This is a genomic window from Rhodomicrobium sp. R_RK_3 (assembly GCF_002198715.1).
In the GTDB taxonomy this organism is placed as follows: domain Bacteria; phylum Pseudomonadota; class Alphaproteobacteria; order Rhizobiales; family Rhodomicrobiaceae; genus R-RK-3.
In genome coordinates this window covers 244,588-257,583 of the sequence record NZ_MWLK01000015.1, presented here as the reverse complement: position 1 = coordinate 257,583, position 12,996 = coordinate 244,588, and the positions used below count along the sequence as shown (strand labels likewise).

The following is a 12,996-nucleotide window of genomic DNA, read 5'->3' as shown; positions in this document are numbered from 1 at the left end:
CGCCTCTCTCACGCCAAGCGCTGCCGGATAGACAGTTTCACCGTATCCAGCAGCACGGCGGCCAGCACCAGCCCGCCCAGGATCATCTGCGTGTAATGGGCGGGCAGGCCCATCAGATTGATGGCGGTGTGGATCGAGGATAGCAGCAGCACCCCGGCATAGACGCCCGGCAGGCGGCCGATGCCGCCCTTCAGGCTGACGCCGCCGATCACCACCGCGGCGAAGGCGTTGAACAGCATGCCCGTGCCGAGATTGGCCGTCGCGCCGGAGGAGCGGATGGCGAGCAGCCAGCCCGCCAGCCCCGCGATCGCGCCCGCCAGCACGAAGGTAATCACCACCAGCCGATCAACCTTGATGCCCGCGCGGAAAGTCGCGACCGGGTTGCCGCCGATCATGGTGACGTGCCGCCCGAAAGGCGTCTTCGCCATGACGAAGGAGAAGCCGGCAAAGCAGGCGATGGCGACCCAGGCGGTCAGCGGGATGTTGAGCACGGTCTGGATGCCGATGACGCGCAGCGACGGCGCCAGATCCTGCGCCGAGCGGCCACCGGACAGCGCCACCACCAGCCCGCGCACCCAGATATAGGAGGCGAGCGTGGCGATGAAGGCGTTCATCTTCAGCCCGACCACCAGCCAGCCGTTCAGCGCGCCGATGACCGCACCGACCCCCAGCGCAATGGCGAGCGAAATCGGCACGACCAGCCATTCGGGCGAAAAACTGTAGCCGAGGCCAACGCCGCGCGAGCAGAACAGGATGCCGACGACCATCGCGGTCAGCGCGGCGACCGATTCCACCGAGAGATCCATATTGCCGGCGATGATGCAGATGGCGAGGCCGATGGCGATGACGCCGACATAGGTCGATTGCTCGATGATGTTGGCGAAGATGCCGATCTGGAAATAGTTCGGCACCGTCAGTGAGAACACGACGAGGACGGCCACCAAAAGCAGCCAGACCAGATTGTTGAGAAGGAATTCGATCACATCCCGGCGGCGGGAAGACATCATTTGAGGACAGCTCCGAAGGATCGGCCGGGCCGGGATGGGCAGGCGGCGCCGGTCTGCGCGGGGCAGACCGGCTGGCTGATTGCGGCGGGACTATTCGACGGGCTTAACCGGCTCGGTCGGGGCCTTCATGTTGCCCCAGAAGCGCGGCTCGTCGATATTGGCCTTGCTGATCGCGGCGCCGGGGATCTTGATGTTGGCGCCCCAGGCTTCGGTGGTCAGCGTCGAGTCCAGGCCGAGCACCTTGTACGAGCCCGGCTTGAGCTCCTGCTTAGCAATCACCTTGTCGGCGAACATGGCGAGCGCGGCGGCCTGCGCGTAGAGCGGCTGCTCCACCTCGACCTGCTCCCAGCCTTTTCGGATCAGATCCAGCCCGACCGGAGCGCCGTTCGAGGAGACCAGCAGCACATCGCCCGGCTTCTTGCCCTTGGCCTCGAGCGAGGCGACCGCCGTCACCGCCAGATGGGCGGCGTGGACGAAGATCAGGTCGATGTCAGGGTTGGCGACCAGTTGGTCGGCGACGATGGTGCCGGCATTGGAGGCTTCCCATTGCAGGGCGGGGAGCGAGATGATCTTGACGTCCGGGAACGCCTTCATCTTGTCCTCAAAACCCTTTTGGATGTCGAGCGTGTAGGGGTCGCCCGGATCGCCGAGCACCTGCAGCACCTTGCCCTTCACCGCGCCGTTCTTGGTCTTCAGCAGCTTCTCGATCTCGTCGGCGGCGATCTGGCCGATCTCGACCGTTCCGGCGACCGAAGTCAGGTCGGACTTCGTGGTGGTGATCTGCCGGTCGAAGATCATGACCGGGATGCCGGCGGCGCGCGCCTTGTCGATATACGGAGCCAGCGCGCCGAAATCCACGGCCGCAAGGACGATGGCCTTGGGCTTCAGATTGATGACGTCATTCATCTGGCTTTGCTGGACGTCGGTCTTGTTGTCGGCATTGAGCGTGACCGTCTCATAGCCGACATCCTTCATGAATTTGGTGATGGCATCGACCGAGCCGGTCTGGAACTCGTCCAGCAGCGTCGGCACCATGTAATAGATCTTGCCCTTGCTCTGGGCCATGGCGGGCGATGCCGCCGCAATGATGGCCAGCGCCAGCGCCGCCATCGTGCTCCATACGATCCGTCTCATTCGACCCCTCCTCTCGTGCTACGTCCCTGCCATTCCGGCGGCGGGGACCGGCTGCGCGAACCCCTCCCCGGTGATCATGCGCACAACCTCGTCGGGGCTGGTTTTCGCCCGCTCGATATTGCCCGCAACCTGCCCTTGTCGGATGACGACGATGCGGTCCGCGACCTGAAAGGCCTGGGCCATGATATGGGTGATGATGACGACGCCGATGCCTTGGCCCGCGATGCGCTTGATCATCTCGAGGCCGCGCCGCGTCTGCTCGACGCCGAGCGCCGCGAAAGGCTCGTCCAGCAGCACCAGCTTGCCGCCCCAATGCACGAAGCGGTTCAGCTCGATCGCCTGGCGCTGGCCGCCGGACAGATGCTCGACATTCGTACGCATCGACGGGATTCTGGTGCCGGCGTTCGCCATCGCGGTCTCGACCACCGCCTGCATGGCGCGCTCCTGCAGGATCGGGATGCCGAAGATGCGCTTGACGATCTCGCGGCCCATGAAGAAATTCGCAACCACATCGACATTGGTGCAGAGCGAGAGGTCCTGGTAGACGGTCTCGATGCCAGCAGCCTTGGCCTCCGCCGGCGAGGCGAAATGGCGCTCGGCGCCGTCGAACATGACCCGTCCCGAGGTCGGCTGCAGGCCGCCGGAGATGATTTTCACGAGCGTCGATTTGCCGGCGCCATTGTCGCCGAGCAGCGCCACCACCTCGCCGCGCTTGACCGCGAAACTGATGCCGCGCAGCGCTTCGATGGCGCCAAAATTCTTGATGATGGTGTCGAGCTGAAGAATCAGATCGCTCATCTCGCGATCGCCCCCACGGCCGCAGGATTTCGTCGGAATTGGCTGGTCGCCGAACCCGGCTCGGCGCTTTCTGCCTTTTGCGATCAGCACTCTACAACGGCGGCGACACAGCGGCAATGCAGGAGAGCATTCTGAATTGCGCAGCCTAATCTACGGGCAGGATTGAAAAAACCTGCCCCGTTTGGTGCAATCCTTGCGCGACGTGCCGGGGAATGCACGTTTTGAGTCGCGGCCTGTCCGGGCGCGCCTTAACGCTGCTGCCTTGAAATTGAGCGCGGCCAAAAGGCGCGACACTTCACCGCGACCGCGTTTGGCGAATTCATCGCCTCTGAGAGGGAGGCCGCGCCTGTGTTGCGAGGACCGCCAATCGGGTGAACGCGAAGATTGCAAGACGTCCCTCGAAAGGCGGATGTAGCATTACCCGCCGAACGCCGGCGCCCCGGCATGAAATAATCTGGGAGTTTGCCTGAATTCTCCAGGCGTCAACCGGGCCAAGTCATTATATGATCTTCGCTCTCTAAGGTGAGCACGGCGTCGATGGCACGCGCCGCTGAACGGTTCCGCTCCAACACATGTCTCGATTGCGGTCGCGGCGCGGGTGTCCAGGCGTTTGTTGAAAGACCCATAAGCATAAGGAGAACCGGACATGGCAAGCTGGAAACCCGATCCGACATTCTACCCCTCCCCGCGCATGGCGATGAAGGCGCCGGCGGAGACCGTCGCCTATGTCGCCGCCTTCGATCCGGCGCGCCAGACGCCAGATGCCATCGCCGTCGTCGATGTCGATCCGGCCTCCGCGACCTACGGCACGATCATCGAACAGGTGGCGATGCCGAATGCGGGGGACGAGCTGCATCATTTCGGCTGGAACGCCTGCTCCTCATGCCTGTGCCCGAATGCGCCGCATCCGCATACCGAGCGCCGCTATCTCGTCGTGCCCGGCCTCCGTTCCTCGCGCATCCACATCATCGACACCAAGCACGATCCGCGCAAACCGCAGATCGTGAAAGTCATCGAGCCCGCCGAAGTGGCCGAGAAGGCTGGCTATACGCGCCCGCACACGGTGCATTGCGGACCGGAGGGCATCTATGTCGCCGCGCTGGGCAATGCCGAAGGCAAGGCCCCGGGCGGCATCTTCCTGATGGACCACGAGACGTTCGACATCCGCGGCCAATGGGAAATCGAGCGCGGCCCGCAGCAACTCGCCTACGACGCCTGGTGGCATCTCGGTCATGACACCATGGTCACCAGCGAATGGGGCACGCCCGACATGTTCGAGGAAGGGCTGGTGCCGGAAATCCTGCTCGGCGCGAAATATGGCCGCCGGCTGCATTTCTGGGACCTGCACACCCGCAAGCACCAGCAGACCATCGATTTCGGCGACAAGCAGCAACTGGTCTTCGAGCTGCGGCCCGCGCACAACCCGACCAAGGCCTATGGCTTCGTCAACTGCGTGCTGAGCCTGGAAAACCTGTCCTCCTCGATCTGGACATGGTTCCGCGACGGCGACCAATGGGCGGTGAAGAAGATCATCGAAATCCCGGCCGAGCCGGCGGATCCCGACAAGCTGCCGCCTATGCTGAAAGGTTTCGGCGCCGTGCCGCCGCTAGTCACCGACATCGACCTGTCGATGGACGACAAATTCCTCTACATCTCCTGCTGGGGCACCGGCGACTTGCTGCAATATGACGTCTCCGATCCGTTCGACCCCAAGCTGACCGGCAAGGTGCGCATCGGCGGCATCGTCTCGAGGGCGACACATCCCGGCGCCAAGAACGGCGCGCTGAACGGCGGTCCGCAGATGGTCGAGATCAGCCGCGACGGCCGCCGCGTCTATTTTACCAACTCGCTCTACGGCGTCATCGACGAGCAATTCTATCCCGAAGGCATCGACGGCTGGATGGTGAAGCTCGACGTCAATCCGGAGGGCGGCATCGCCTTCGACGAGAAATTCTTCGTCGAATGGCCGAAATCGCACCGTCCGCATCAGGTGCGGCTGGAAGGCGGCGACTGCTCCTCGGATTCCTATTGCTACCCATAGGCGGCTGAATGAGTGACGCCTGGCCCTGGCTGCTGCTGGCAGGACTCGGGGCCTTTCACGGCCTGAACCCGGCGATGGGCTGGCTGTTCGCGGTGGCGCTCGGCCTGCATCGCGGCAGCATGGCGGCGGTGCTCTGGGCCCTGCCGCCGCTGGCCATCGGCCATCTGCTGTCGATCGGCATCGTCGCCGGCCTCGCCGTCGCGACCGGCGCGCTGGTCGATGGGCGATGGATCTATGCCGGAGCCGGGCTACTGCTGATCGGCTGGGCGGCGTGGATCCAGTTCTACGGCCACCGCCACCGCGTCCGCATCGGCATGACCGCCGGTTTCGGCGGGCTGCTGCTGTGGTCCTTCCTGATGGCCACCGCGCATGGCGCCGGGCTGATGATCCTGCCCGCGCTGATGCCGCTTTGCCTCGCCGCCTCGCCGGTACAGGCGCTCGGCGGCACGCAATCGCCGATGATCGCGCTCGCCGCCGTGCTGGTGCATACAGGCGCGATGCTGGCGGTCACGGCGGCTATCGCCATCGCCGTCTATCGCTGGATCGGCCTGGGCATCCTGCGCAGCGCCTGGCTCAATTTCGATTGGATCTGGAGCGCCGCGCTGGCCGCGACAGGGGTCGTTCTGCTCACCAATCTGTAGCGCGGGCCAATTCCGAGCCCTCAACTGCGGCCGCCCACAGCCTCTCACACTATTCGATCTGTGAAGAAGGCCACGTCTCCGCTCCGAATACTCAATTCGAGGCAAACTGTCATACGCAATCTTACGAATGTTTAGCGCCTGCCGGATTAATTATGGAATGCTGCTTGGCGTGCAAAGACATCTCGCACGCAATGACTTGTCCCAGCGTATGCAATCGAGGTGTTAAGCAATGACTGCGATGAATGTCTTGCAATCCCAGCTTCAAGACCGGGAGGTTTTCAGCGGTCTCAAAAGCAACAATGCCCTGAAAGCGACGGCCGAGACCGTCCTCAAGGGCACCTCCAACGGCCTGGAATCGGTGCGCACCGCGCCCGATCTGGAATCCGCGCTGGAAAAAGTCGTCGCCGGCAAGGCCGACCTGTCCGCGCCCGGCACGGCGGAAGCCATAATCATGGTCACCGGCTATCCGTCCCTCATGGTCAAGAACGGCGATTTCGAAGAGCCGGCCGAGCCCGTTTGGCGCAGCCGCCTCAACCCGCATCGCGAGGCGATCAAGGGCGTCATCCGCAGTGTCGGCCGGGTCGACCTGAAAAACCATCCGAGCCTGAAATGGGCGGGCACCTGCTGGCTGGTCGACGACGACGTTCTCATCACCAACCGGCACGTCGCCGAATTGTTCTGCGAGATGAGGCAGACGCCGCAGCTCAGGAAGGACATCCAGGTCTGCGTGGACTTCGCCGAGGAATTCGGCAGCGACACCGAGCTTGAATATCTGATCGGGTCGCTGATCCACATCGAGCCGATCGACAGCATCGTCGATCTCGCGCTCATGCGGTTGGCGAAGAACACCGCCGGCCAGCTCAAGCTCGAGCCCGTCCCGCTCAGCACCGATCTGCGCAGCGCCGAGTTCATCGGCACCGTCGGCTATCCCGCCAATGACCTGCGCAACAACCCGCGCGACCCGTTCATCCGCATCTTCCAGGGCAAGTTCGAAAAGAAGCGCTTCGCCCCCGGCCGCATCATGGACCCCCAGCATCAGACCGAGGTCTTCACCCATAATTGCACCACGCTCGGCGGCAATTCGGGCTCGGCCGTCTTCGACGTCCGCACCGGCGCGGCGCTCGGACTGCATTTCGGCGGCAGGCCGCAGGAGCAGAATTACGCCGTCAAGGCCGAGTTCATCCTCGACCGGCTGCGCAAGAGCCAGATCCATGTCGTCGATTTCCGCCCGCGCGATACGCCCCGCACGAACGGCGCCGCCGGCCATGCCGGCACCGACCCGTCCGAAGCCCGGCCGCTGAACATCAATTTCGACGACCGCGACGGCTATGACCCCAACTTCCTCGGCGACGGCGATCTCAGCCTGCCCATGCCGCTGCTCAACCTCGTGCAGGCGGCCAGGGCGGCGGAGACCCCGGACCGCGATATCGTGCTGAAATACCGGCATTTCTCCGTCATCATGAATGCGGAGAGGCGGCTCGCTTATTGCGCCGCGTCCAATATTGACGGCAACAGCCTGCGCAATCCCCGACGCGCCAGCAAATTCCAGCTCGATCCGCGTTTGCCGGTGGAGCGCCAGGCCGGCGACGCCCTCTATCGCTCGAACGATTTCGACCGCGGCCATCTCGTCCGCCGGCTCGATCCCTGCTGGGGCGAGGAGGACGCGGCGCGGCAGGCCAATACCGACAGCATGTTCTACCCCAACATCGCCCCGCAGCATAAGGACCTCAACCAGAAGATCTGGAACGATCTGGAAGAGCATATCCTGCAGACGGTCGATGACCGCAACGCCCGCGTCAGCGTCTTCGTCGGCTGCATTTTCGGCGACAACGATCCGGAGCTGCGCAATAGCGGCGTCAAAGTGCCGATGGAGTTCTGGAAGGTCATCGCCTCGACGGCGCCGAGCGGCCGGCGGCGGCAGCAGCAATTGCAGGCCCAGGCCTTCGTGATGTCGCAGCGCAGCCTGGTGAAGCCGGGCGATCTGGAAATCGTCTTCGGCCAGGGCTTCGAGACGTTTCAGATCACCGTCGAGCAGCTCGAGCGCATCACTGGTCTCGATTTCCACAAGCTTAAGGACGCGGACACTTTCGGCCTCACCGAGCGCACGCGCGAACGGATGCGGCAGGAAAGCGCCGAGACCTCCCGGCCGGCCGCGAGCCTCGACAGCCATTTCAAGCGGCTGCGGGAGCTGGAAGACATCGTCATGTGATCGCCGCCCCACGGCGGTTGCACCTTGGCGGGCGCGGGAAAACCGGCGCCCGCTTTCATCGCGTCAGCATCGGTGACCCTCCGTGGCCAGCAAATTCGCCATCTCCGAATCCCTTTCCGGAAGCCCCTACGACTTCAACGTCATCCCCGACGCGCCGGATTCGCGCGACCGCGTCTACAACCCGCCGCTGATTTCCCTGCGCCGCAGGCTGGAGCCCTGGTCGGACGGGGACGCCAAATGGTGGAGCGCCGCCCGCGTCCGCGACCAGGGCCGGGAGGGTTCCTGCGTCGGCTACGCCATGGCGGCCGTCATCGACCATCTGCGCGCCCGCACCATCGTCGAGGATGACGATCATCCGGAAGCCTGGACGCTCGAGGCGCCCTGGGTCAGCGCGCGCATGCTCTATGAGACGGCCCGCTTCCACGATGAATGGGCCGGTGAGAACTATTCGGGATCTTCCTTGCGCGGCGGGCTGAAAGGCTTCTTCTACAACGGCGTCTGCTCGATGCAGGAGGAGGATGCGTTCGGCCTCGGCTGGGCGGGACCGAACCCGTCGCCCTGGTACATGACCAAGGAGCTTGCCGACAAGGCGCGCGCCATCCAGCTCGGCGCCTATTACCGGGTTTGCCCGCGCCTGCCGGACATGCACGCCGCGCTCAACGAGGCCCGCGTGCTGGTCGCCTCCTCCTACGTGCATGACGGCTGGATGCGGCCGGACGAGGACGGCACGATCCCCTTCAGCAATGTCGTGGTGCAGGGCGAACGACCGCTCGAGAAGATGCACGCCTTCGCCGTGGTCGGCTATAATGACAACGGCTTCTGGATCCAGAATAGCTGGGGCCGCGACTGGGGCGATAATGGCCGCGCGCTCTGGACCTATCCGGACTGGGCCGCCACCTTCTGCGATGCCTGGGTGATGCGCCTTGCCGTGCTGCCGCCCAAGGTGACCGGCTGCAATGCCGGGCGCCTGCGCGCTTACAGCCCGTTCGTCAACCGGGCAGAGACGCATTTTCTCGGCAAGCCCCAACGCGACTTCTCGGCGCCCTCGCGCCTCGACGTGCTCGGCCACATGCTGCCCTTCCGCGACGGCGCGCTCGACGAATACGGCGCCTATAACGTCAATCAGCGCACCCTGACCGAGACCTTCAGGCTGATCCGCGACCGCCCCAACGAGGAGGAGAGCGCGCCGACAAAAAATGCCTCGCGCGGCGACGCCTTTCGCTACCGCCATGTCCTCATCTATTTTCTCGGCGGCTGGCCGGATGAAAGCGAACTCGCCGCGCAGCTCGCCGAGATCAGCCCGGTCTTTCGCGAGCATGGCGTCTATCCCCTGTTCTTCGTCTGGGAATCCGCGCTGTTCCGGGAGCTCGCCGCCCTCGTCCGCCGCACCATCGAAGACGTGCTCCAGCATTCGCTGAACATCTCGGACCGGCGGCGCAACGTCCGCGACCGGCTGATCGAGGAGCGTCTCGCCATCCCCGCCAATCGGATGCTGCGCGAGCTGCGCTGCGGCGCCCGGCGCATGTTCGTGCGCGACCGCCCCGATCCCGATACGCGCCGGCTCGCCGGCGGTGATGTGCCGGAGGAGGAGGCCGGCGGTTTCAACGCGGCGAGCTGCCTGAACGCGCTGTTCGCCGCCCTCGAAGACCGCTACCGCAAGGGCACAATTTCCTTCCATATCGCCGCGCATGGCTTCGGCGCCCAGGTGCTGCTCGAATGCCTCGCCAATCATGACCGTTTCGATCGCTGCCCGGTCTTTTCCTCCGGCAGCTTGATTTCGCCGCTGGTCGCGGTCGACCGCGCCCGCCGGGACCTGTTCGAGGCCGTTCTCGGCGACAAGGATGGGCGCCCGGGGCGACGGCGCCGGTCGGATGAATTCATCGTCGAACAGCTCGACCTCTATCTGCTCAGCGACCTCGCCCTCCGCCTCGACCGCTTCTCCGACGACTATGGCGGGGCCTGGCCGGAGCTGTGGACCCGGGTGCTGGCGATGGGTCACAAGGACCGCAGCGAGGAGCTGGAGCAGGACGGGTTGCGCCAGCGCGTGCTGCCCCTGCTCGCCATCGGGCGGAACGCGCGCGGCGAGATCGGCCGCGCCGGCCGCAATGTGAGCACCCACTTTACCCAGGCGAACGAGGACCAGGCCGATTCCTCGCTGCACCACGATCTCAGCCTCAACCGCGAAATCCTCAGCACCATGCTCAATCGGATCTTGGACAGGCCGCTCGGGGATGGGCATTATTTCGGCAAGCCCTCGCGGGCGGTCGTCTTTGTCGACAAGGATGGCAACCGCCATTTCAAATAGACTCGGGGCCACTGCCCGCGACGCTGGCGCAAAATTGATGGGGCGGCGACGATCCGCCCCCTTTGCCGGGCCGCGAAACCTGCTCAAGCTCGAGCCTTCAGCGCAGCAGCGAGCCGAGCCCATGAGCCTTGCCCTCGATACCGATTTCTACCGCCTGCTCGCCGGCAGCTATCGCCGGCTGGTCGGAGCGCCGCTCGCCGGCCCCGCGGGCGATGACGCGCAGCAGGCCCGCTGGCTTTACGAAGACGCGCCTTTTTGCGTGCTGGCGCATAATACCGACGCCGATCCGCGCTTCATCTATGCCAACCGAGCGGCCCAGGCCTGTTTCGAGTATGATTGGGACGCGTTCACCGCCCTGCCCTCGCGCCTGTCCGCCGAGCCGTCAAGCCAGGAGGATCGCCAGCGGCTCCTGGATCGGGTGAGGCTGCAAGGCTTCGCCGCCGGATATCGCGGCCTGCGCATTGCCAAATCCGGCCGCCGCTTCTGGATCGAGGATTGCACCATCTGGCAGCTCATCGACGATCATGGCGAGATGCGCGGCCAGGCGGCCACCTTCCCGCGCTGGCACGATGCGTAGGCGCGCCCAACGCCGCAGTTGATAGCTCGCCCCCGACCGGTTGCCCTTTAGCCCGTCTTCGCTAGGCTGATGCCGACAGAATCACAGCGCGCGGCGGGCCATGGCGACATTGATCATCACCGAGAAAACCAGCCAGGCCAAGGATTTGCGCCTCGCGCTCGGCGATCGCTTCGGGCAAATCCTGCCGGCGGAGGGCCATCTGCTTCGTCTCGCCGAACCGGACGAGGTCAATGCAGGCTGGAAAAGCTGGTCCTGCGTGCTGCTCAAGCCCGACGGGCTCTATCCGACCAAGCCGTCGTTGCAGGGCAATAAGCCGGGCAAGCTGAAGGCCATCGCCGCCGCGCTGAAGGGATGCGACGAAGTCATCCTCGCCACCGACTGCGACCGCGAGGGCCAGCTCATCGGCCAGGAAATCCTCGAGCATTTGCGCTATCGCGGCCGCGTCCGGCGGGCGCTGTTCACCGCCCAGGACCCAAAGACCATCCGGCAAGCCTTCGACGCGCTGAAGCCGAACCAGGAGTTGCGCCCGCTCTACGAGGCCGCCGTCGCCCGCCAGCAGGCCGACCAGATCTTCAATCTCTCGCTCACCCGCACGGCGACCAAGACACTGCTCGCGCCCGGCACGCGCGGCGTCATCGGCATCGGCCGCGTCAAGACGCCGACGCTCGGCATCATCTGTCTGCGCGAGCTGGAGATCCGCAATTTCAAGCCGGAGGATTATTTCGAGATCGTCGCCACGGCGCATGTCGAAGGCGGGACGTTTCCGATGCGCCACGCGCCGCCGCCCAAGCAGCGCCTCAAGGACCGCGCCCGCGCCGACGCCATCTGCCGTGCCGCCGCCGATCATCGCGGCGCGCTCGGCGTATCGGTCGAGCATTGCCGCCAGGGTCCGCCAAAACTGTTCGACCTGCCCGCCCTGCAAAAAACCTGCTCGGCGAAATGGGGCTGGACGGCGGACAAGACCCTCTCCATCGCGCAGGAGCTCTATGATGGCGACGGCAAGAAGCTCATCACCTATCCGCGCGCCGAGGCGCGATATCTGACCGAGAATCAGATCGCCGACGTCCCCGTCATCACCGGCGCGCTGACGGGTTTGCGGGGCTTTGCCCATCTCGACCTGAGCAAGCCGGTGATCCGCAAGGGCAAGTCGGGGCATTTCAGCGACAAGGCGCTGGAGGGCGTCTCGCATCACGCCGTGGTGCCCAACGTCAATGTGATGGACGATCTGGAGCGCCGGCTGACCCGTCTCAGCGACGACGAGAAGCGGCTGTTCGCGCTGATCTGCCGCTCTTATCTGGCGGCGATGATGCCGGATTTCGAATATCGTCAGACCGTGGTGACGATGGCCGTTCCGGTGCCCGGCGGCAAGTCTGCCGAGTTCCGCGCCTCTGGCCGCATCCCGCTGGTGCAGGGCTGGAAGGCGGTCTATGGCGGCGCCGATCCGGACGGCGGCGATGACGCCGAGCAGACGCTACCGCCGCTCGCGGATGGCGAAGCGGCGACGCTGCGCGAGCCACGCGTCGAGGCCAAGCGCACCGTGCCGCCGCCGCGCTATAATGAAGGCACGCTGATCGACGCCATGCAGAACGCTTGGCGTTTCGTCGAGGCGCCCGCCATGCGCGAGCGGCTGAAGGAGGCCAAGGGCATCGGCACGCCCGCGACCCGCGCCGAGATCATCAAGGGGCTGAAGCGGCAGAATTTGCTGGCGGCGGATGGCAAGCTCGTGGTGCCGACCGAGGCCGGGCTCCAGCTTTTCGAGCTGCTGCGCGACGCCGCGCCGGCCCTGGTCGATCCCGGCACGACGGCGCAATGGGAGATGCAGCTCGACGCCGTCGTCACCGGCCGCGCCGACTTCCGGACGGTGATCGACGGCATCGCCGCCGAAGCCGAGGCGCTGATCGCGGCGCTGCGGCAGCGGCCGAAAGGGGCGGTCGATCTGCAAGCCGCCCCGTCCGCCGCGCCGAGCGGCAAGGCGCGGGCCGCGCGCAAGCCGAAGGCTTCGGCAAAAGCGGCGGGCGGGCCCAAACCGGCCAAGACATCCGGGACCGCCGCGCCGAAGCGGGCAAGAAAGCCCAAGGCGGCCGAGGCCGCCGCCCCGGCCCAGGAGCCGTCCGCGCCGCCGCCGCGAAGCCAGGCGCCGACGGCGCGCATGGTCAGTTACGCGCAGAGTCTCGCCAAGTCGAAAGGCGTCGCCCTGCCCTCCGGCTATGACCGCGATTTCCAATCCTGCCGCCGCTTCCTCGACCAGCACGGCTAACTTTCAGCGACAGGCGCGGCCCGTTCC

Annotated in this window: 9 protein-coding genes; 6 read left to right on the top strand and 3 right to left on the bottom strand. The window is 65.4% G+C overall.

From position 1 onward, the window contains the following. Positions 1-8 precede the first annotated feature (8 nt). From BLEFHOIH_RS07970 to BLEFHOIH_RS07960, 3 genes are all read right to left on the bottom strand, one after another. The gene (locus tag BLEFHOIH_RS07970) at positions 9-1,004 is read right to left on the bottom strand and encodes an ABC transporter permease (RefSeq protein WP_088344332.1); all 996 of its coding nucleotides are present in this window, start codon (positions 1,002-1,004) and stop codon (positions 9-11) included. 93 nt (positions 1,005-1,097) lie between these two features. Beyond that, on the bottom strand, positions 1,098-2,141 hold the full coding sequence (locus BLEFHOIH_RS07965) for a sugar ABC transporter substrate-binding protein (RefSeq protein ID WP_088344138.1): 1,044 nt from the start codon (positions 2,139-2,141) through the stop codon (positions 1,098-1,100). Between the two features lie 18 nt (positions 2,142-2,159). Further along, positions 2,160-2,939, bottom strand: a complete 780-nt coding sequence (locus tag BLEFHOIH_RS07960) for an ATP-binding cassette domain-containing protein (protein WP_088344136.1) — start codon at positions 2,937-2,939, stop codon at positions 2,160-2,162. A 646-nt stretch (positions 2,940-3,585) separates the two neighbouring features. Between BLEFHOIH_RS07960 and BLEFHOIH_RS07955 the strand changes: the two genes are divergently transcribed. From BLEFHOIH_RS07955 to BLEFHOIH_RS07930, 6 genes are all read left to right on the top strand, one after another. After that, entirely contained in the window at positions 3,586-4,980 is a 1,395-nt protein-coding gene (locus BLEFHOIH_RS07955; protein ID WP_088344134.1) for a selenium-binding family protein, read from the top strand. Positions 4,981-4,988: 8 nt separating this feature from the next. Further along, complete coding sequence (locus BLEFHOIH_RS07950; protein WP_088344132.1) at positions 4,989-5,621, top strand: hypothetical protein; 633 nt, start codon at positions 4,989-4,991, stop codon at positions 5,619-5,621. Between the two features lie 229 nt (positions 5,622-5,850). Then, positions 5,851-7,830, top strand: coding sequence for a DNA/RNA non-specific endonuclease (locus BLEFHOIH_RS07945; RefSeq protein WP_088344130.1), 1,980 nt, complete (start codon positions 5,851-5,853; stop codon positions 7,828-7,830). Between the two features lie 82 nt (positions 7,831-7,912). Beyond that, positions 7,913-10,135 (top strand): C1 family peptidase, encoded by a 2,223-nt coding sequence (locus tag BLEFHOIH_RS07940; RefSeq protein WP_088344128.1) that lies wholly within the window; start codon positions 7,913-7,915, stop codon positions 10,133-10,135. Between the two features lie 121 nt (positions 10,136-10,256). Next, positions 10,257-10,712, top strand: coding sequence for an MEKHLA domain-containing protein (locus BLEFHOIH_RS07935; protein WP_088344126.1), 456 nt, complete (start codon positions 10,257-10,259; stop codon positions 10,710-10,712). Positions 10,713-10,812: 100 nt separating this feature from the next. Then, positions 10,813-12,969, top strand: coding sequence for a DNA topoisomerase (locus BLEFHOIH_RS07930; RefSeq protein WP_088344125.1), 2,157 nt, complete (start codon positions 10,813-10,815; stop codon positions 12,967-12,969). Positions 12,970-12,996 lie beyond the last annotated feature (27 nt).